Annotated in this window: 17 protein-coding genes and 2 pseudogenes; 10 read left to right on the top strand and 9 right to left on the bottom strand. The window is 41.5% G+C overall.

The window, feature by feature from the left end; all coding sequences use genetic code 11:
• The first annotated feature begins 83 nt into the window (after positions 1 to 83).
• Both RMZ42_RS09480 and RMZ42_RS09475 read left to right on the top strand, forming a co-directional pair.
• Positions 84 to 1,721 carry a hypothetical protein gene (locus tag RMZ42_RS09480; RefSeq protein ID WP_322671180.1) on the top strand — a complete coding sequence of 546 codons (1,638 nt, stop codon included), beginning with the start codon at positions 84 to 86 and terminating at the stop codon, positions 1,719 to 1,721.
• 165 nt (positions 1,722 to 1,886) lie between these two features.
• Entirely contained in the window at positions 1,887 to 2,183 is a 297-nt protein-coding gene (locus tag RMZ42_RS09475; RefSeq protein ID WP_322671179.1) for a hypothetical protein, read from the top strand.
• A 3-nt stretch (positions 2,184 to 2,186) separates the two neighbouring features.
• Here the strand turns inward: RMZ42_RS09475 and RMZ42_RS09470 are convergent.
• Positions 2,187 to 2,384, bottom strand: a pseudogene (locus tag RMZ42_RS09470) (1-acyl-sn-glycerol-3-phosphate acyltransferase); the annotation flags it as partial.
• A gap of 2 nt (positions 2,385 to 2,386) precedes the next feature.
• Positions 2,387 to 2,563, bottom strand: a pseudogene (locus RMZ42_RS09465) (IS630 family transposase); the annotation flags it as partial.
• Between the two features lie 4 nt (positions 2,564 to 2,567).
• Here RMZ42_RS09465 and RMZ42_RS09460 point away from each other — a divergent pair.
• The 4 genes from RMZ42_RS09460 to RMZ42_RS09445 all read left to right on the top strand — a co-directional run bounded on the left by RMZ42_RS09460 (position 2,568) and on the right by RMZ42_RS09445 (position 4,986).
• Positions 2,568 to 2,975: a hypothetical protein gene (locus tag RMZ42_RS09460; RefSeq protein WP_322671178.1), complete on the top strand. Its 408-nt coding sequence runs from the start codon at positions 2,568 to 2,570 to the stop codon at positions 2,973 to 2,975.
• A 291-nt stretch (positions 2,976 to 3,266) separates the two neighbouring features.
• Positions 3,267 to 3,449 carry a hypothetical protein gene (locus tag RMZ42_RS09455; RefSeq protein ID WP_322671177.1) on the top strand — a complete coding sequence of 61 codons (183 nt, stop codon included), beginning with the start codon at positions 3,267 to 3,269 and terminating at the stop codon, positions 3,447 to 3,449.
• Positions 3,450 to 3,581: 132 nt separating this feature from the next.
• Positions 3,582 to 4,358: a class I SAM-dependent methyltransferase gene (locus RMZ42_RS09450; RefSeq protein WP_322671176.1), complete on the top strand. Its 777-nt coding sequence runs from the start codon at positions 3,582 to 3,584 to the stop codon at positions 4,356 to 4,358.
• 52 nt (positions 4,359 to 4,410) lie between these two features.
• Positions 4,411 to 4,986 (top strand): hypothetical protein, encoded by a 576-nt coding sequence (locus RMZ42_RS09445; RefSeq protein ID WP_322671175.1) that lies wholly within the window; start codon positions 4,411 to 4,413, stop codon positions 4,984 to 4,986.
• 112 nt (positions 4,987 to 5,098) lie between these two features.
• Here RMZ42_RS09445 and RMZ42_RS09440 read toward each other — a convergent pair whose 3' ends face one another.
• On the bottom strand, positions 5,099 to 6,256 hold the full coding sequence (locus RMZ42_RS09440) for an extracellular solute-binding protein (protein WP_322671174.1): 1,158 nt from the start codon (positions 6,254 to 6,256) through the stop codon (positions 5,099 to 5,101).
• Between the two features lie 477 nt (positions 6,257 to 6,733).
• Between RMZ42_RS09440 and RMZ42_RS09435 the strand changes: the two genes are divergently transcribed.
• Positions 6,734 to 7,105 carry a hypothetical protein gene (locus tag RMZ42_RS09435; protein WP_322671173.1) on the top strand — a complete coding sequence of 124 codons (372 nt, stop codon included), beginning with the start codon at positions 6,734 to 6,736 and terminating at the stop codon, positions 7,103 to 7,105.
• Between the two features lie 203 nt (positions 7,106 to 7,308).
• On the opposite strand, the gene RMZ42_RS09430 is transcribed toward RMZ42_RS09435, so the two are convergent.
• From RMZ42_RS09430 to RMZ42_RS09420, 3 genes are all read right to left on the bottom strand, one after another.
• The gene (locus RMZ42_RS09430; RefSeq protein WP_322671172.1) at positions 7,309 to 8,553 is read right to left on the bottom strand and encodes a nicotinate-nucleotide--dimethylbenzimidazole phosphoribosyltransferase; all 1,245 of its coding nucleotides are present in this window, start codon (positions 8,551 to 8,553) and stop codon (positions 7,309 to 7,311) included.
• Positions 8,554 to 8,637: 84 nt separating this feature from the next.
• Positions 8,638 to 9,378, bottom strand: coding sequence for a DUF2232 domain-containing protein (locus RMZ42_RS09425; RefSeq protein WP_322671171.1), 741 nt, complete (start codon positions 9,376 to 9,378; stop codon positions 8,638 to 8,640).
• Between the two features lie 13 nt (positions 9,379 to 9,391).
• Entirely contained in the window at positions 9,392 to 10,093 is a 702-nt protein-coding gene (locus RMZ42_RS09420) for a Crp/Fnr family transcriptional regulator (RefSeq protein ID WP_094349203.1), read from the bottom strand.
• Positions 10,094 to 10,727: 634 nt separating this feature from the next.
• Here RMZ42_RS09420 and RMZ42_RS09415 point away from each other — a divergent pair.
• Both RMZ42_RS09415 and RMZ42_RS09410 read left to right on the top strand, forming a co-directional pair.
• Positions 10,728 to 14,807, top strand: a complete 4,080-nt coding sequence (locus tag RMZ42_RS09415; protein WP_322671170.1) for a hypothetical protein — start codon at positions 10,728 to 10,730, stop codon at positions 14,805 to 14,807.
• Positions 14,808 to 15,174: 367 nt separating this feature from the next.
• On the top strand, positions 15,175 to 15,828 hold the full coding sequence (locus tag RMZ42_RS09410; RefSeq protein ID WP_322671169.1) for a sugar transferase: 654 nt from the start codon (positions 15,175 to 15,177) through the stop codon (positions 15,826 to 15,828).
• Between the two features lie 178 nt (positions 15,829 to 16,006).
• Here the strand turns inward: RMZ42_RS09410 and RMZ42_RS09405 are convergent, their stop codons facing one another.
• Positions 16,007 to 16,843, bottom strand: a complete 837-nt coding sequence (locus RMZ42_RS09405) for a carbohydrate ABC transporter permease (RefSeq protein ID WP_322671168.1) — start codon at positions 16,841 to 16,843, stop codon at positions 16,007 to 16,009.
• A gap of 323 nt (positions 16,844 to 17,166) precedes the next feature.
• Between RMZ42_RS09405 and RMZ42_RS09400 the strand changes: the two genes are divergently transcribed.
• The gene (locus RMZ42_RS09400) at positions 17,167 to 18,084 is read left to right on the top strand and encodes a M23 family metallopeptidase (RefSeq protein ID WP_322671167.1); all 918 of its coding nucleotides are present in this window, start codon (positions 17,167 to 17,169) and stop codon (positions 18,082 to 18,084) included.
• Positions 18,085 to 18,246: 162 nt separating this feature from the next.
• On the opposite strand, the gene RMZ42_RS09395 is transcribed toward RMZ42_RS09400, so the two are convergent.
• Both RMZ42_RS09395 and RMZ42_RS09390 read right to left on the bottom strand, forming a co-directional pair.
• Complete coding sequence (locus RMZ42_RS09395) at positions 18,247 to 19,257, bottom strand: catalase family protein (protein WP_322671166.1); 1,011 nt, start codon at positions 19,255 to 19,257, stop codon at positions 18,247 to 18,249.
• Complete coding sequence (locus RMZ42_RS09390) at positions 19,254 to 19,871, bottom strand: 5-formyltetrahydrofolate cyclo-ligase (RefSeq protein WP_322671165.1); 618 nt, start codon at positions 19,869 to 19,871, stop codon at positions 19,254 to 19,256. The genes RMZ42_RS09395 and RMZ42_RS09390 overlap by 4 nt, the downstream gene beginning before the upstream one ends.
• Between the last annotated feature and the right edge of the window lie 13 nt (positions 19,872 to 19,884).

Here is a 19,884-nt window from a genome sequence, read left to right as displayed (position 1 = left end):
TCGCTAATATGAGGTGTTGGTCGTTTTTATTGTTTGGCGCGAGTCTCACAACTTAACAAGACTTGAACTAAAAAATTACTACTATGTCTTCTGGTTCCTCTGGTCGTTATCAAAGCAGACTATTTAACTTTGTCCACCAGCAATCTCGGCGGGTGACACAACAGTGGGAACATACCTTTCGGCATTTGCAAGTCGCCACTAAGTGGGGTGTCGAGGTACTACTTTACCCAGTGTATCTACTGTTTAAGTCATCTGAATCATCTGGGAAAACGCTACATACTAGAGAACCACAAACTAGATTAAAGTTACAACCAAATGATACCGATTTCCAGCCTGAAACTCTACCCAATGCTGATAGTCCCATTCAAAATGTACTAGAGGCTGTTAATTACCTGTCACCAGATGAACCCGCCTCCACTCCTACGAAAGCATCTGAACATTTCAATCCCCTGGCTTTATTGGGAGTTTTTCGGCTGAAATTCGTTGAAAAGAACTCTAATCTTACTCAATCATCAAATATTACGGCTAATCAAGCTCTCAGTCTCAACCCTTCACAATTAGACAATGCCCTTCAACAGCGTCTTCCAATAGTGCGAGGAATTGCCACAAATTTGATGAATCGAAATTTAGTACTTGTTACTGCCAACAATGAAATTCTGGATATCTTAACACCAGAACAACAGGCAAAATTAGAAGACCGAATTATTAACGAAGTTGCTAATTACTGGCAGTGTTGGCGTTTGATTATAGCTAAAAAAGAAACGCAGTTATTACCACAAATTGACCGATTATTAGCAAAACTCACTGACGTAAATCCAGCGAAAATTCCAGTTTTAGCCGAGAGTATACCAAAAAATTTACTTAATACAGATAGATTATTAGCATTTCTAGATATAGCCGTTGCTAAGTTGGAATCGAATGCTTTAGTCCCAGCGCAAAAACGTAGCCAGGAAGTTATCCAAGTTGCCCAAACCCAGTTAAACATATTTCTTTATGGCAAAGATCAATTAGCTGCCAAAGGAGAGATTGCCCCCAACGCTGATGGTTTAGAAACTCATTCACAGAATTTTCAGGCTTTGATTGAGGCGGCGCTTAATTACTTTTTTGGTGTTGGTAATAGAAAAACACTTGAGACAACGATTAGTAATGAGATGCCAGGTAAACTCTTTTCGTCACGCCTTAGAAAAGCCTTATCCAAAAGCCCTCTAGGAGAGAACCAGGATTTCACAAACGATCCTTGGCTAACGTGGAATGATTTATTTGGTGACACCGAAACCATTGCTGACAAGCCAGTTACACTTTCTGAAGAAAAAAATCCTGCTTTAGCCCCAAGTTTATCAATAAAGCATTTTCCACAAAAGAATTTGAGTGTAAAACAACCTAAATTTGGATCGGGTTTGATACAAAGAAAACAACCAAGTAGTAATCTCGCCTCAAGTCAAAAAACATCTGGAAAAGTCGCCTCTGTAAAACAAATTAAAACCCGTATTTCCCAAACTAAAAGCGAGAGTCGTAAAGGGGAAATGTTGAAACAGCAGTTTCACCAAAGCAGTCAAGTTGAGGCGCAGCCAGACTGGATAGAAACCACAGCAACTTCAACTGGCTATGAAAAGCACCCCTTAGAGCAACTTTTGGAATGGCTTGATTATATTATGGTCTGGCTAGAAGAAAGATTTGTAAAGGTTTTTCAGTCGTTGCGGCAGCTATGGCAAGGGAAATAAGTTAAGAGATATTTTTTCAAAATTTACTATAATATTCACAATTTTCCAATTCAGATTTTTGGAATAAACGTAGGGTGCGTTAGTAAAACGTAACATACCCTACATTTACTCTTAAATTTTGAATTTTGAATTTTGAATTTTGAATTATTATTGGTGGTTGTCTAAGTGAAAATTATTGTTTACTGTAAATACTTCAATTTCAAAAATCCATTAGATAAACCGAAAATTGAGACGTTTGTGGTAAATCTGCCTCAAATTCCGAAGATAGGTGAAACAATTGTAGTCGAAAGAATTTCACCGCAAAAGCAGTTTGTAATTATCTTTGAATACATTGTGACAGCAGTACAATTTAATGCATCTAGGGAATCGGCTGATTCAGTAGATGCCCAGGTAAGTGCATTTTTGAACCACTGTTGGGAGGGAACATCAAATTTCAAAGTTACAAACTTTTTAGAAAAATAATCTCTACCACAATAGATGATTGAGTAAATAACGTAACAGCTTTAATCCAGTTGGTTCAGGGTAATCGGTTGGCAACAAAGCCAGCATCGCATTTTGCAATTTTTCCAAAGCAATGTCTACTTGCTGGCGCTTTGGTCTAGTTATTTGGGGAAAGTGTAACGGTTCGCCTACTCGAATTATTAACTCTTTTCCTAAATATAGGACTAGTATTTGATTTCTGAAAAAGCTCCGTACATTTGAAGAGTCGCAAAATCAAAGTTAGTGTGTCGGAGAAACCACTCAAACATCCATTTGAGATGAGAGAACGAAGGAATCAAAGCAGAGAAACGCCGCACCCAGGTTTTAGCTTGTAACCAAATATCCTCAATTGCTGATGATATTGTTTTGACTAATGCTCACTGTGTAATTGATTCTGAGACTCATCAACTTAGTAAAGAACTTCGGTTTCTACCCAATGTGATTAATGGTAAACTCCAGAGTCAAGAAGATATTGCCAAAGTAGAAAATATTGCAAAAAACGTACTTTATGGTACAGATTTCAAGAATGGTGGTTTTGATAATGTCAAGAATCAAAGCAATGACTGGGCGTTGATGAGAATTAATCAGCCCCTAGCTCGCAAATATGGTCGTTTAGGATGGAAGTCTGTACCTAGTTCTACTTTGATTAAACAAAAGCAAGGTAAATTATTCTTTGTCGGTTACTCTGGTGACTACCCAGACCCCACCAAAGAAGGAAATGAATCGTTAAGGGAACTCCAAAAAATAAATTATCCAATTTGTCTACTCAACTAGACTTCTTTCTTCCTTGTCCCCTTGTCCCCTTGCAATACGGTTCGGTTAACGTTTTCATATTTTGAAGATTCCCCCAACCCCCCCGATAAATTGGAGCGCTTCCAAGCCTCTATTACCCCTTTTTTTAAGGGGGTCGCCGTAGGCGGGGGGATCTTAACCGAAACCGTATTGTGTCCCCCTTGTACCCCTGCGATTGAATATTTTTTTACTTGGAAGTCCCTAACTGCTGGTCAGGGCTGGACAGCAAGTTACCAAGATAATTGCAGCATTGTTGGTGAAAAGTCGAACCTTTTGTATCATAACTGCGCTACCACAGGCGGTGCTTCCGGCGGGCCAATCGTTGATTGGATTGATAATTGGCCATATATTGTCGCTCTAAATAACGGTGAAATTACAATCCCTGCCACAGGTCAGGATATTATCAACTTTGCTCTAAAAATGGATTTCTTGGATAAGTTGAGTAGTAGAAAGTAAACTCTTATCTGCTATAACAATCATATTGATTTGTGAAATTCACAGATCCCCGACTTCTTAAAGAAGCCGGGGATCTAACCACCACAAGAAAAACATTTTATTATATTCAATTAAAAACTACTATAGTTGTTTATGAATAATATTTCGACAAGCAATAATTGGGACACTTCGCTTTACGAAGATAAACACGCCTTTGTTTGGCAATATGGCGAAGACTTGTTGCAATTACTCAACCCTCAACCAGGAGAATCCATTTTGGATCTCGGCTGTGGTACTGGACAACTCACAGAAAAAATTGCCCAAGCTGGGGCTGAAGTAATGGGAGTTGATTATGCATCTGAGATGATTGAGAAGGCAAGACAAAACTATCCCCATATTCGCTTTGATGTTGCTGATGCTAGAAACTTTCAAGTAGATAAGCCATTAGATGCTGTATTTTCCAACGCTGTACTACATTGGGTAAAAGAAGCAGATAGCGCGATCGCTTCCATACACCAATCTCTAAAACCCGGAGGGCGTTTTGTCGCAGAATTTGGGGGTAAAGGGAATATAAAGGCGATCGCCACAGCTTTATACAGTGCTTTAGAGTCCATTGGTATCCCTCAAGCACAAGTAGAGAATCCTTGGTATTATCCCAGCATTGGCGAATACGCCAGCCTCTTAGAACATCAAGGCTTTGATGTGATTTATGCTATCCTGTTTCCTCGCCCAACTCCCCTAGCAGAGGGAGAAGCAGGCATTGCAAACTGGATTAAAATGTTCGCCAGTCCATTTTTAACCGGACTTTCACCTGAGCAACAAATACAAATAATTCCCGTCGTTGAGGAATATCTGAAGCCAACACTATATCAACAAGGAACTTGGACAGCAGATTATCGAAGAATTCGTATAGTTGCCATTAAACTTTAGATTGTGCCCTAATTACGAATTATGAATTACGAATTACGAATTAGTATCAGTTATGCATATACCTAAATTGTGCGATCGCCCTACAGCCCTTTGGGCATCCTACGGCAGGCGTTGGCTGTGCCATCGCCAAACATCATTTTCATTACTATTAACTATTAGTCTCACCACTTTACTAGTCCCACCCTCACTAGCGCAAACCCCCTCAATACCGTCGCCTTCTAGTGCGCCTTTAGAATTAGACTTATTGACCAAGCCAAAAGACTATATAATCACAGCCACCACCATTCATCCAGAACGATTGACCGTTCCCAGTTTATGGTGGGCACAACAAAACTCTGAAAAAAAGCTATTAGATAATTGGATCGCATATCCAGCTTCTAACAAAGAACCTGCACGAGTAGACTTGATCGTAAATCAGCAAATTTGGAGCTTACTAGAGTATATAGAGCGCTACGACTTCGTAAATCGCTTGGGTAGCGCTGCACGAAACTTTGGTTACAACGTCCGGGTATTTAATTATCAAAAAGAACCCTTGGCAACCTACACTTGCAACTTTAGTATAAGTCCAGCTTTATGCAGTATCCAAACAACTGTTAAGAACAAGATAGGGTTACAGCGTTCTTTGTAGGGACTGGGGACTGGGGACTGGGGACTGGGGAAGATGAGGGAGATGAGGAGGATGAGGGAGAAATAATTAATGCCCAATGCCCCATGCCCAATGCCCCATGCCCAATCCCCAATTAAACTTTCATTTTGGCGAATAAAGACTCGTATTGTTTTATTGCTGATGGAGGTAAAGGAAGTAAAAATTCACTCTTATCGAAAACTTTGCGATCGCTCTCTAACAAACTCCATAATGGTTCTTGGATATCGGAAGCGGCAATATTTGTAGAAATTGGCGAATTAGTTTTAGTCAGCACCGAAATTTGTTTAGCTGTGCTTGGTTGCCAACAAAAATCAATCCATTGATCTGATAAACTATCCTTAGTAATCCCTGCGGGACGTACCCATAAGTCCGCCCAAATTGCTGTTCCTGACTGGGGGATAACTGCGGCAAGCTGCGGATAACGTCCCAAAATAGGCAATACATCGCTTGACCAACCAACCGCTAGCCAAGTGTCTTCCATAATTAGAGGTTCCAAATAATTATTAGAACTGTAAAACTTGACCTGTTGGTTTAAAATCTGTAATTCCTTTTCCAAGTCTGGTACTTGGTCAAGATTGTCTGTATTATAAGATTTTCCTAACTTTTTTAAGACCAAACCAATAACTTCTCGTGGTTGATTGAGTAGAGAAATACGCTGCTGCATTCCATCTCGCCACAAATCACTCCAATCTTTGGGTGTCCATCCCAATTTTTGCAATTTGTCACGGTTATAAACAATTACTGTACTACCCCACCTGTAAGGCGCACCCCACACCTTCCCTTGAGTATCCAAAATACCCTGGTCGTTGCGCGTTACCAGTTGTTTCCACCTTTCATTTAAAGTAGACCACTGCTTTAATTGGTTTCCCTGCATTTCTTGGAGTGGTTGAATCAATTTCTGTTCAATAGCTGCTTGTAGCCAGTAATCTCCCAATGTCACTAGGTCTGCGTCAGCGGCTTTTTGACCTTGCCTAAAAGGTATAAAGCGTCTCCATCCCTGCTCATCGCTGGTCTTTGGCTTCTGCTGCCAATTTTGTAATTGGTGAAATAAATCCTGTATATGCTCAACTGGAGCAAACTTTAACTGCACCTGTTGCTGCAAACCTTTGTGGAACCGATTCACCACCTGACCAGGTATAGAACCTTTTAATAACTGTACTTTTAGTTGCGTTTGCTTGTTTCCACCACAGCCAAAAAGCAGTTGTGAAAGCGCCAGTGTGCTTGTACCCAGCAAAAAAGACCGTCGATCCATTGATTTTGGATTTTGAAATTTTTGATTATACCTAATATTAAGCAGAGATTCACCAGTGGCTGACTAGCTGAAAAAGTGAATCTGGAGAATTATCGGTATTTTTTCTTGGTAATACGGGTAATTTTGAATATTTGACTCAAATTAGCGAGTTTTTAGCAAATTTATACCTCAAGATTAATTATTATCCATAAATTTACTTCGTGGTACTTATGCAGGACTTACGCACTCAGATCCCCCAACCCCCTTAAAAAGGGGGCTTTAGAAGTTCCCCCCTTTTTAAGGGGGGCTAGGGGGGATCTAGGTTTCAGGCTTCAGTGCGTAAGTCCTGTTATGGTGAAACCTTACTTGTATTTAGAAGTAATGATTTAAATGTCACATTTTCACCAAAAATTATCAATACTTAAATAATCCATAAGTATCGTTAAGTTTGAGAGTAAATTGAATAACATAGAGAAAATGTACGAATAAAGGTATTAAATGGAGCTATTACAGCAGCAGATCCTGACTTTAAGCCAAAAGCTGGATGACCTGTGCCAAGTAATTGAGCAGCTTGATGGTAAAGTCACTCAAACTTTCTCAGAGTGTTCTTTAGCCAATACACAAGCAAAGGATAATTGCCAAAAAAATGACGCGGCTGGAGGCTACCAGTTTAAAGGACGTAACAATTTAAATCCAGAAATGGAACACAAGGATGTATTGACAGATGGCATTTATCTAGACATGCATCGTCAAAGTGGAGATAATATAACACCAGAAATTCAAATACAACGACTGACAGCGCAATTAACAGCAGCGTACAATCGCATTGCTGCTTTAGAAGAACAATTACTTAGAGAGAGAATTCATTAAATTTAACCTGAAGTTCAACGAATTAAAAAAATGGATTGAGGTAGGTCAGACAAGCCTTTAGGTTCAGTTTTGAGTGATGGTTTGATAAGTATATACTTAGATACAAGTAAGTAATCCAGCCATCAAATTGATAAAAAAGTTAAACATTTACGTAGTAAAACCGTCCCTCTCCGAGCCGGAGAGGGAAAAACAAACTTTAATCTTTAGTTCAAGGCAGTACTTAGGCGTTCAAGTTGGGCTTCAATGGCTGCCAAAAGTTGGTGTTGCTGCCAATCTTGGCTAAGATGAGCGGCTATGCAAGCAGCTCCAGCGCCCATGCCTTCTTTCACAAAGCCCTGCTCATATGCTCTCAGTTGAGGATAACGAGAATCAGCAAAGCTCAGATAAGTTGCTAATAAAGGAGGAGTTCCTCCATTATGAGTTAAGCTGTTTTTTCCTAAGTTAAGGGCTAAGTCAACTGTAGCGCCAGTTGGATCTTCTGCTACCCAGCGGGTTGTGCCTACAACTACTGCTTCTGGTTGCCATGATAAAGCGTAAGCTTGAGCGATCGCACTCATCAACGCATAAACCGCCAGCATTTGCGTCCCTCCAGCCAGCATTACACCACAACTACGGCTAGCAGCGATCGCCATCCCAGCTACCACCACTTGCATCGGATCGCCCACGGCGGCGACGAGTTGTAGCGGATCGACAGAATTTTGGATTTTAGATACTTCTCTACGAGAGGCTGCGCCAACGACTTCGCTCAGTACAAGTTTTGGATTTTGGATTTGAGATTGGAAGTTTATCTCCCCCTGCCCCCTGCTCCCCCTCATCTTCTCCAGTCCAGCTTGCACTAGTGCCCACTTTTGCGCGTGGTTACAAACAGGGTGGCTACTGTTAACTTTTCCGGCAGCATCTATACCTAAACCAGTTAATATTGCCAGGGCAGTTGTAGTACCTCCGACAACGCACTCACCGACAATCAGATACTTCTGTTGGATATTGGCAGCTAGGCGTTCTCCCCAAAGTAATCCTTGTTCAAACAAGTGATGTACTGTTGTAATTTCCATAGCAGCCCCTTGACTTAAACACTTAGCAGGAGCACCACCCAAATCAATTACTGGCACAGCAGGAGCTTGGGGTAAACCAGCATTAAATAAATAAATTGGTATCTTTAATGACTCAAATACAGCGCGAGAAATCAGCACAGGTGAAGCGCCAGCGGTCAATGGTGGTAGGGGATATTGGGCTTTATGTTCTGGGCCGTAATACAAAAACTCAGCATCGGCACAAGCTGTATATTTTCGATCGTCTGGAGTGCGACCAGCTGCTGAAATCCCTGGAATTAAACCAGTTTCAGTAAATCCTAAAATACAAGCAAATACGGGTAGACAACCACGATACCTTCGCAGCCATTGTTCACCCTGTTCTTTATGAGTATAGATACTAATTTGGGAATTGGGCATTGGGAATTGGGCAAGGAACATTGGTTATTAGTTAGAACCGATCGTTTAACCAATGACAAATGACAAATGACAAATGACTAATAATTATCCTTCATAATCCATGAGAACTTGTACCCAGTGTGGTGGGCGGGGAATAGGGTTGCCCAAGCGGTCAAAAAGCAACCATGCTGCCAGGTGTACCACAAAAAGGTAGATAAAGTTGTTGAGTATAATTAAAGCGATCGCTCCCACTTGAATCAAAAATACACTGGGACTCGCCAATAAACTCAAGTTAAAAAATACCCACTCAATGAACTCAGTCACTTGGGTAATTACATAAATCCATAGGTCTTCACCCGACAAAACAGACAACAACCACAGCCTAAAAAAGACTCCTAAAGTACCCAATAGCGTACCCAAAGTGATAGAAACAATCCAGGGAAGACGACGACGACACCATGTAGCGCCTAAAAGGACGCCCATGAACCCGTAGGGCATGACAAACAGCAAACTGCGGGCTGGCCCCATCAGTACCGTCAGCAGTAACCCAGAGGTGAGTGCTGCCATCCATGCCGCACGTTTGCCCCAACGCAGATAAACTAGAGCGATCGGCACTGGAAAAAATATCCGCAAAACTGGGCCCAAAGGAAAGTAAAAATTTATAAACCAAATTAAGCTAGCGGTACTGGCTAAAAATGCCGTTTCCACCATCCTCAAGGGCGCATCAGCTTTGATTTGAGGAGGCATTAACTGCTGTTCTTTATCTAACCAATGATTCTGAGGAGTTGGAGATTCAGAGGATGGATCTTCCTCCGGTTCATCTGGGAGAGAATCTAAAATACTCATATCTGACAAGTTTTTAAACGATCATTCTTTCTAAGGCTGACAAATCGGGAATACAAATAGTGTCTTGATCCCGTTTAATCAAGCCTTTTTTTTCTAGCCTTGTCAATACTCGTGTCACCGTTTCCCGGGCCAGTCCGCTCAAACTACTCAATTCCCGATGAGGTAAATTGGGAATTTCGGTTCCAGTTTGCCCTTTTTTTCCCTGTCCTTCTGCCAAAAATAACAACGTATCTGCTACCCTTGACTGGCTATCAGATTCCCGCAACCGCAATCGGCGATTTACTTGCCGTAAACGTCGTGCCATTAGTTGCGCCAATCGAACTCCCGCCAAAGGTTCTATCTGAAGTAATTTGACAAAATCCTGAGCAGGCATACTACCAATTACCGTTGGGGCCAAGGTAATCACATCCGTGGATCGAGGTGCTTCATCTAGCGCCGCCATTTCACCAAACAATTCACCTTTGCCAATAATATTCAGCGTTACCTCTTTTCCTTCCAGATTGTAGGTGCGAATTTTTACCCATCCGTCCATAATAAAATACACAGAACCACCCCAGTCATTTTCCAGTAGAATCACCTGATTGGCTGGGTGAGTGCGGGTAACTAGATGGGTGAGGGCTGATTCTACAGCAGTTTCTGGCAACCCTTGAAAAAAGGGAGCGGAGGCGATCATCCAGGAATTAGCCTGTGCTTGCAAGCTATATCGATCTTCCATTACGACATCTTTAATTCAAGCTGCTATGTACACACAAAAAACAGGAGCGCCATTTGTAGCCTAAGCTATCATTGCACAGCTCCCTTTCAAAGAAAAAACTAAACTATGCTACACAAGAAAGCGACAATAAGTTTTTCTAAATAATCTTTACCTATAAGTTTAAACGGGGTAAAAGTTTTGCAAAAAGTAGTTTATAGCCTGCGGTTGGATTGCTTAGGGGCTAGCTGCACTGCAAACTTGATTAGTTATGAATATAGGCAAACAACATTAATGATACTAAAGGGAGTAAATTATTGCTCAGGTATTTTAGGGATTTTCAAAAATAGGGAACCAATGACCTGCAAAATTAGGCTTTTCGAGCAAAGGCTGTCTGAAGAGGACAAGGAGAGGGGGAGACAAGGAGATGGGGGGACAAAGAGAAACTTTTTTCCTTGTTTTCTTCGATGATTGAAGATTGCCACGACTCCCAGTAATCCATAACATAATGACTAGTCACAATTCCAAGTAGCGGCTTTGGCCACTCAAAATTTCTTCTATGGTCGACGCTGCGCGTAGCAAGATCCCCATAGGGATACGGTGATTGTAAATTAATTGTCACATTAGTTGACATACATTTTTAAGTAAGGTAATCAAAGTGACTTTTAGTACAGATGAAATTCAAAAGCTGATCGCAGACATTGACAACTTACTTGCCAGCGGTGGCAAGCGCCTGTCTAGATTTTTGTCTGGTCAGGCGCAAGAGCCGAAAGAAGTTTTAGAGCGAATTCGCGACTTCTTGGTGAGGTTACAAGAAAAAGAAGCATTAGAGAGCAGCATCCCAAATCAGTCTTCTGAAGAACCGCGATCGCCCTTGGGGGAGCCATCGCCTTTGTTAACAAAATTTATCGATCGCGGTAATAATCAGTATCCACTACCACCGCCCGAACTCACTCAGGAAGAGAATACTGTTGGCACCGGACAATTAAATAATGAATTTTCGAGATTGATTCAGCCGTTGCGATCGGAATTAGAATTGCTTTTGCAAGAGCGAGCCACTCTCATACAAGAAATTCGGCAACTAGAGCAAAAGCGATTGCAAAACTACTCCTTAGCGCAGCAGTTGACAAACCAGGAGCAAATGATTACCGAGTTTTTACAGGTACTCATGAGTCGCCTTGTGCCAACTTTAACACCACTGCTTGGACAGACGAGGGAAAATTCCGCCAGTTCTTCAGAAGCTATTAATTACGCAAATTCTGCAACTCAATCTTTATTAGAATCCTCTGACGATGTGGAGCGCTTAACCCAGCTAGCTAGGGAGTTAGATCGACGCCTATTATCACTAGATGGGACAGTGAATGTAGTCTTTGAAGCACTACAGCGCAATATTAATACTTATTACGAATCCCTGTCGCAAGCACTGGCAAGAATGCATAGCAAGGGGATGCAAGGCGAACAGCTGATGGCCAGCTTTGTCAACAATTTGACCCAGCATTTGCAACAAGAATCCCCTAGTTCGCAGTCATCTTTCCTGGGAGGAGAATCTGAGACACTACCATCATTGACTGAACCAAGCGAGATGGCTGCTGGAATTGCGCCCCAACCATTGGAGCTTATCCAGCCAGAAACTTCATCTCTACTCGCAATTGAGCAACAGGAAACTACGCTCACAGAGGATCTAGATGCAGTGCTGTTGCAGCTTGGTGTATCATCTGAATATTCTCAAACCCCGACCGAATTACCGGAAGATATTTCTGCGGCAATTGGTGATGAAGTAGACCAACTTTACGCCAGTTTGTTTGATGCTGGTGATGTTAATAATCCCAGCCTCGATATTCCCACAAATGACTTATCTGCTTCCACAGCCTCTGCATCACAGTTGAACATCGCCCAGACCCCGCCTGTCTCTCCAACCGTGGATTCTGCGGTTATTACTCCAGATACGGATCTTTCAACCCCAGAGACTTTAGGAAAAGAAAGCACAGATTCATCAGAGCCACAGGAAGAACTATTTTTTGAAGAAGAGACTGACCTAGATTCACCTCTTAGCTTCTCTACTCCACAAATAGACAGTTTGTCAGTACAAATCGGCACTCAGCCAGCTAGTGTTGATACAATTAATACCCTAACTGAGTTATTACCTGATACCGATAGTGAACTGCAATTGCTGGAAGTCTCATCTTCTTCTGTGGATAATGCCACAGCTACAGGAACTGACCTATTGCCTGATAGAGATAGTGAACTGCAACTGCTGGAAGTGTCATCTTTTATGGATGATGCCACAACCACAGCACCAGTGACTCCAGAAGTACCAGAAATTGCCTTGGCAGAGCCTAGCGAAAATATCGCCACATCGCAAGTATTAATTAACAGCGATCGCTCCGAACTGTCTTCAGATAACTACATTGCTGCTTCACCCCAAGAAAACTTACTTTCTATTGAATCAAACCAGTCTCCAGCCGTACCAGATATTTCTTTAGATGAAGAACAGTTGCAGCAATTAGATCGGGATTTGGCTAATTTCGATCGGCAGCTAAATTCTGAGTCGCAGCCAGCTAATAACTTGAGTGCTTTCTCGGAACCATTTGATAACATTCAAAATACAATCCCCACAACTTCCCCTGAAAATCTCCAAATAACGGAAAATACATCAGCTGTTTTCTCCAGTTTGGCAGTTCCCCAGGTAGAAACTGAAAAAAAAAAGGAAGTCACAACTCCTGTTCCCGAAAGTTCTTTACCTCCGATTGCCAACTCCATAAATAATCCAGAAGTTTCGTTAAATACTTTAGAATCAGTCTGGTATTTAGGAATTGATTTAGGTACAACAGGAATTTCCGCTACATTATTAAATCGCTCGACTTTTGTTGTACATCCTATCTACTGGTCAGCAGAAAATCCGCCAGGAACAAGTTCCTTTCAGCAATCGTTTCGTTTACCAACAGAGGTTTATCTGCCTACAGCTTCTGTACCCCACGGTGAAAACGAAACTATCGAAGCACATGAGCAGACAGCACCTGCGGCTGTTGCCCAAGATAAAGCACCCGATCGCTCGGCTACTACTCCTGCAACACCAAAATCGACAGCAGATCCGACGAAAAATAACCTCTACTCAGCGCAGTTGAAGCCTTACTTACAAGTAGCCATTCCCTACAAGAGCGAACGACAGAAATGGGAACCTGTTTTGCAATTAAATGAATTTTCGGCAGGGCCTTTGATTTGGGTTGTGCGATCGCTCTCTAAGTTACTATTAACCCTCAAATCCGAAAAAACAAGTACTACCCCTAGTTTAATGGCTGCCGCTATGGGGATCGGCGAACAAGATTTTCCCCAGATTATCAATAATATTGCTGGTGTAATTTGTACCTGTCCATCTAGCTGGTCGGAACAATACCGCTTTAATGTGCGGGAAGCTTTACTCACTAGCAAACTCATTCAACATCCGCAGCAAGTCTTTTTTGTTGAAGAAGCGATCGCTAGCCTACTTTCGGAACTTGATGCTGCTAATGGTGAGCAAGTAAAACTAAGCGATGCTCAAGGTACTCATCCAGCAAAAACTAGCGAACATCCGATTGTTGGCAACACCCTGGTGATTAACATTGGGACAACTGCCACAGAAATGTTGCTGGTGAATCTACCAGAAACCTTGCAGCAACTGACATACAATGATTTCATGCTCCATAGTTTTGCTTATGCTGGCAAGGGTATTGAACAAGATATAATTTGCCAACTGCTATTGCCACCGAAATCTCGGCAATCACGCAGAGAAACACCAAGCGATGGCAAAACTACCACGAGTAATTCTTGGCAATGGCAACCGTCAATTCCCGGTTTAGACCAAATGCATTGGCAGACTTTAGGGTTGGAAGAATTAGAACTACCTAGAGTTGGAGAACCAGATATCACCGCTCGCATTCGTCTCCAGCAACGTCTAGAAAGTTCTTTACTGGGACAGGCGGTATTAGATGCGGCATTAGCCCTAAAGCTGATTTTGCAACACCAAGACTCTTTTACCCTAGAATTAGCCGATCAGCGGTGGGTTTTGCAGCGACGAGACTTAGAAAGCCAGGTATTTATTCCCTTTGTGCGCCGCCTGAACCGAGAACTTAACAAGTTATTGGTAGCTCGTGGTATCCCCACAGAAGCCATTAATCAAGCGATTCTGACTGGTGGAGTGGCTTGTATTGGGACGGTGAACCGCTGGTTACGGCAAAAACTTCCCAGCACTAAGATTATTCAAGATTTATATCTCGGTGAAAACGGCGCTCCCAATTGCAGCCGGGTTGCTTATGGTTTGGCGATGCTGCCTTTGCATCCGCAGATTTTAGATATACCCAGGCAACAATACACTGATTATTTCTTGTTTACAGAATTGTTGCGATTGCTACCAGACCGTCCCTTATCTTTCGGTGAAGTTATTCAGTTATTTGAGGGTCGTGGGATTAATACTCGCATTTGTCAGCAACGGCTGCTGGCTTTTTTGGAAGGTGAACTGCCTTCCGGTTTGATACCTTCAGTCACAGAATCAACCTGGCTGACCCAGAGTTCGCAAGAAAATCCTGACTATCAGGCGATCGCCACAGCACCACTTTTTGAAAAACAAGGAAGTCTCACTTATCGTCCCAATTCTCAACAACTGTTGTCTTTACGTCGCTATCTAGATGCAATTAAGGCTAGTAATCAGCAATCACTGGAGGAACCATATACGGTGAATTTTGCCTTAGAGGTCGATCGTTGAGACTAGCAGATCGCGCTAGAAATAAGAATACTACTCAAAATTCCAAATGCTTATGTTACGAGCATTTGGAATTTTGCGAATTACTACTAGTACTTCAGCACAGTAATTTTTGGGATATGTGGGATATATACGATAGTATTATCTTTTTATTAGTTTTTATTAGATAGATAAAATACCGTAATTTTACAATCTATCACTTGAATTGAAAGATTCTGTAAATTTTTGGTTTTTGGTTTTTATATCGGCTAAAATTTGTGTATATTAACACTCAGTAGTATCGACAACAGTAGAAAAAATCGCCTAACAATCATGTCTATGTCTACACTACTAATGTAAAAATTCCTGTTATAAAACTAAGTTAGCCCTTGTGAATAATCTTTATCTTTATTCAGTTAATTGTTTACAACAGCCTTCACACCCATCAACTTTAAGCGTGAGAAAACGATTAATTGACATTGTTGGAGCCATTGTCGGGCTGATTATTACATTTATAATATCAATTCCTGTAGCAATTGCTACTTTTATTCATGAGCCAAGTCCAATATTTTATTCCCAAATTCGCTGTGGTTTAAACGGAAAAACTTTCCGCATCTGGAAATTCCGCTCAATGATAGTCGATGCTGATAAATTCAAGCATTTGGTTGAGAACCAAGCCAAAGGTCATATTTTTAAATCCATTGACGATCCTCGCATTACTCCTGTTGGGAAATTTTTGCGGCGTACTAGCTTGGATGAATTCCCTCAATTTTGGAATGTTTTGTTAGGGGACATGAGTTTAGTTGGTACTCGTCCACCTACTCCTGATGAAGTCAGCAATTACGATCCACACCACTGGGATAGATTGCGAGTCAAACCAGGCATTACCGGCGAATGGCAAGCTAATGGGCGTTCCAGCATTACAGACTTTGAAACCATTGTGAAAATGGATATGGATTATCAACGCAAGTGGTCTGTAACTTACGATCTGAGTCTGATTATTAAAACTATCTGGGTAGTCTTGAAAAAGACTGGGGCTTATTAAATTAGAGCATTGGGCATTAGGAGTACTGTTAGCGTCAGCGGGGCGTTTAGCCCGTGCTGAGTTAAGAGTTAAGAGTTAGGAGTTTTGTTTATCTCCTTGTCCCCTTGTCTCCCTTGTCTCCCTCATCTCCCTCATCTACCACTTTCTTGTTCTGACTTCTGAATTCTGAATTCTTTTTTCATCCCTTAACACCGCTACCTGTTTCTGTAGGTACAATGTAACGTTGTAAAAACAAAAATAGTAATAATACTGGAGCGATCGCAATCACTGAGCCAGCCGCTACTAACCGCCAGTCAAGGGAAAATGTACCTGCTAGCTTTGCGACTCCCAAGGGAAGAGTATATAAATTTTCGTCTTGGATGACAATTAAAGGCCACAAAAAGTCACTCCAAGCACCAATGAATACAAAAATAGCTAAAGTTACCAGTGCTGGGCGAACTGCTGGTAACATAATATGCCACCACAAACCTAACTCTGAGCTGCCATCCATCCGGGCGGCTTCTTCTATTTCTTTGGGGACACTCATGAAAGCTTGGCGCAACAGAAAAATGCCAAAGGCAGAAGCTAAACTCGGAAAAATCATCCCTAAATAAGTATTTCTCAAACCCATCTGGACTGTCAAAATATAAAGGGGAATCATCACGATTTGGAAGGGAATCATAATCGTAGAGACGATCGCTACAAAAATCCAGTCTCGCCCGACAAACGATAATCTTGCCAACGGATAGGCAGCCAAGGCGCAAAACAGCAGATTTAAGCCCACAGTCAGCACTGATACCAAGGTACTGTTATACAGGTATTGTCCAAAAGGTAGAGAGTTCCACACACTAGAGAAGTTATTTAGTGTCGGTTGGCTAGGTAGCAACTGTGGCGGCGACTGAAAAATATTTTCCGTTGGCGATTTCAAGGATGTACTGATTAGCCATAGTAAAGGAAAGAGCATCAACAGTGCGATCGCTCCCAACAGCGCATACATTAGCAGATTTTGCGATCGTGACTTTTTCCAGTTCAGCATTTGATTAATGAGGAAAAATTCCTTTCATAAAAGATATTTGCACAGTCAGCAAAATAATTATAAATGTGATTTTCTAATTCAATAGTAATGTAAGAATAATGCTATTTGCTGTTTATTTAAAAAATATTTGAGGGATACCTAGCTAGATTTTTAATCCTATTTAATTGATCGACTTGTGTCAATAATATGTTTAAATATATCTACAGGTAGAAAAAGTCCTATAGGTGAAACAGATATAGCAAGACAAACAGTTAAATCATTACAAATATACTGTTGTTTGGCTTTCCATTAATTCTTTTCAGTTATTTAAGTTTTGGAAATTTATGAACATACGACGTTTAGCTTTAATTAGTGCATTCGCTGTAATACTTCCTGCACTCAGCTTGAGCATCAAACCACCAAGTGCTGATGCTGTAGTTTATGGACAATATAAAAACATTAAGCTTCCCTTTGCCGCTGGTCAATCTCGTAAGGTAACAGGGACTCACAACAGAGCAACTGGTCGTCATGCCATTGATTTTGGTATGAATAAAGAAAATGTCCTAGCTATTCGTGGTGGCACAGTTTATCGTAAAGCGTTCGACTCTGAGGGTGGCGGTAATATGCTGATTATTGACCACGGAGACAATTTTTGCTCCATTTACTTGCATCTAAATGAGTTTAAAGTTTCTGAAGGTCAAACAGTACAGCAAGGGCAAGTTATAGCTATATCTGGAAATACGACATCTGTAGGTGCTACGCTTCCCTATCACCTTCACGTGAGTGTAACTCAAAAGGTAAATGGGGTTTGCTCGGCAAATCGAAGCCAGGAAATCGCAATGTTTTTTGATGAAATGCCAACCAGAGAACTACAGTACCCAGAGTTTATAACTTCTCAAAATAGGATTTCTAGCTCTAGCATTCCTTTTGCATCACCTGTTTCCAGCCGACTGAGCATGTCTTCATCAACTGTTGATCTTACAGTCAATGCTGCTAACTTACCTGGTAAAACGGTTTACGTGCAAATGTGGCGGTCAACAGCTTATGGCTATGCACCAAAAGAATGGAATTTTAGTAAAGTAGCTTCAGGAACTTCCATAACTTTTAATGACCTTGATGGGCCTGGTAATACTTTTGCTGGAGTTTCTTATTACACTATCGCCTCACTAAAACCTATTCCAGCAGGAGAAGCGGCAAAACAACGCACCTCTTGTTTTAGCGCGACAGGAGGACAGTATCTTTGTGACACAGTTCGTCGTTGATTAAGTAGACGTAGATTGGGTGGAGCGGAGCGCAGCCCAACTGATTATCAGGATGTTGGGTTATGCAAAGCCTCCACCCAACCTACAATTTTTTTGCAACTTAGCTTCTGTACACACAGGGTTCAAAAGTTTCTCTTACAGGCTAAAGCCAATTCACAGTAGTTAATCTTCAATCGCTACATAAGGTTGTGGTTCCCGCGAACGTTGGGCAATTTGTTCTCGCCGATACTTTGCAAGTTCGCTGTAAAGCCTCTTACGAGAGAGATTCACACTTCCAACAGGCTCATGCTCTAGCAGTGTATGCCAAGGGGAAAACAATATACCCTCATCTAAGCGTTTGCGTTCTTCAAAGTCAAATTTCTGACTGGGAATACGCACAGTTGCAACTTTAATAAATGGTGAATCTGCTTCTTGCCATTCCTGAACGTGGTCTTCAATCGGTGTTTTGTCGTCATCTACATAAAACTGAATTAGGAAGTCAAAAGATGCTTCTCGACCTTCTTCAGTCAAATATTTGACCAGCGTTTCTCGAAGGTAATTTTCTGATTCTGGAAGTATTTCTGGTGGTTTTTCAGGTTGTTGAGATTTGACAGATAATTTTACAATCCGCTCACCAAATTTAAACGGAGCCATACTCCAATATTGAATCAAAAGTGGATTTCCTACCTTTTTGCTACCAATTTTTTGCAAGATAGCAAAGGCGTAACCAAGTTCTTCCAGCCGTTCTGGGGACAGTTTTCCACTACCTGCTTGGGAAAGGTCGGCGTAATCACGAACATCTTTAGTCAAGAAAATAGGATAATTGTTAAGTATAAAATCTTGAGTTTTTTCTTCATCATCCAAGACTTTTTGCCCGTCCACATTCATCACCTTGATGGCGATACCGCGAACATCAGGCTGGCTATCGGAGTGAAATTTACCACGTTTTTCAGGCGAACCACCACTAGAGAAACGAATCCACGCAGGATAGGTTTGAGGCGTTTTGAACAAACCTACTTTTAGGTCTTCAGGAAGATTGGGTTCAATAATAAACTCTCCCCAAACGAGTCCATGACTTTTGCTATGAATTTGGCGGAGGTCTGGGCCTGTTTTTTGTTGAGCTTGGAGACTAGTTGCTATAATTTCGTCAATTATTGCTTCCTGCTCAGTGGTAGATGACGTTGGATTAGTCATAAAACATTTGATAATGTGTCCTCATTATCCTGAATCCTGGAACCTTTTTGAGTCAATCCGGTTTCCGTACAAATAACTTGTAGTGGTTTATCCCAAGGTTCAATAGGTATATGAGACAAATAGGCAAAATCAAAGACAATTCCGATAGTCGGCTTTGTCTGCCATTGCGGTAAACTGAGCAAGCGATCGTAATATCCGCCGCCATAGCCTAAGCGATATCCTTGATAGTCACAAGCGACACTAGGGACGAGAATCAAATCTACTTCGGCAGCATCTAAGATTGGAGCGTCGGGGTGTGGTTCACTAATCCCATAAGCGCCACTTTGGATAGGAACACTCGGTGTCCAAATATGCCAACATAGGGATTTATCAACGCAGCGAGGAAATCCCCAACGGTATTTTGTGTTTGCAAATAGTGGAGTGAGATCGGGTTCTTGGCGAAAGCTGAAATAAGCGAGTATTGTTTTTGCTTGGGTAAACAAAGTAGAATTTTGTAAATGAAAGCATAAGCGATCGCTTTTTTCTCTCCATTCTCCAACGGACATTGATTTACGTCTTTTAAGTAGAGTGCGGCGCAGTTGTGCTTTATTTAGTTGATGATTGACTTTGTCCATATAAATAAAAATA

Source organism: Nostoc sp. DedQUE05 (genome assembly GCF_034530955.1).
Lineage (GTDB): Bacteria > Cyanobacteriota > Cyanobacteriia > Cyanobacteriales > Nostocaceae > Nostoc.
The sequence above is the reverse complement of the archived record's forward strand: the minus strand, read 5'-3'. Positions and strand labels throughout refer to the sequence as shown.

What these genes read in the sequence shown, in the direction of transcription:
- RMZ42_RS09480 (WP_322671180.1), top strand. Translation starts at nt 84, where the DNA reads ATGTCTTCTGGTTCCTCTGGTCGTTATCAAAGCAGACTATTTAACTTT.
- RMZ42_RS09450 (WP_322671176.1), top strand. Translation starts at nt 3,582, where the DNA reads ATGAATAATATTTCGACAAGCAATAATTGGGACACTTCGCTTTACGAA.
- RMZ42_RS09445 (WP_322671175.1), top strand. Translation starts at nt 4,411, where the DNA reads ATGCATATACCTAAATTGTGCGATCGCCCTACAGCCCTTTGGGCATCC.
- RMZ42_RS09440 (WP_322671174.1), bottom strand. Translation starts at nt 6,256, where the DNA reads ATGGATCGACGGTCTTTTTTGCTGGGTACAAGCACACTGGCGCTTTCA.
- RMZ42_RS09435 (WP_322671173.1), top strand. Translation starts at nt 6,734, where the DNA reads ATGGAGCTATTACAGCAGCAGATCCTGACTTTAAGCCAAAAGCTGGAT.
- RMZ42_RS09430 (WP_322671172.1), bottom strand. Translation starts at nt 8,553, where the DNA reads ATGCCCAATTCCCAAATTAGTATCTATACTCATAAAGAACAGGGTGAA.
- RMZ42_RS09425 (WP_322671171.1), bottom strand. Translation starts at nt 9,378, where the DNA reads ATGAGTATTTTAGATTCTCTCCCAGATGAACCGGAGGAAGATCCATCC.
- RMZ42_RS09420 (WP_094349203.1), bottom strand. Translation starts at nt 10,093, where the DNA reads ATGGAAGATCGATATAGCTTGCAAGCACAGGCTAATTCCTGGATGATC.
- RMZ42_RS09405 (WP_322671168.1), bottom strand. Translation starts at nt 16,843, where the DNA reads ATGCTGAACTGGAAAAAGTCACGATCGCAAAATCTGCTAATGTATGCG.
- RMZ42_RS09400 (WP_322671167.1), top strand. Translation starts at nt 17,167, where the DNA reads ATGAACATACGACGTTTAGCTTTAATTAGTGCATTCGCTGTAATACTT.
- RMZ42_RS09395 (WP_322671166.1), bottom strand. Translation starts at nt 19,257, where the DNA reads ATGACTAATCCAACGTCATCTACCACTGAGCAGGAAGCAATAATTGAC.
- RMZ42_RS09390 (WP_322671165.1), bottom strand. Translation starts at nt 19,871, where the DNA reads ATGGACAAAGTCAATCATCAACTAAATAAAGCACAACTGCGCCGCACT.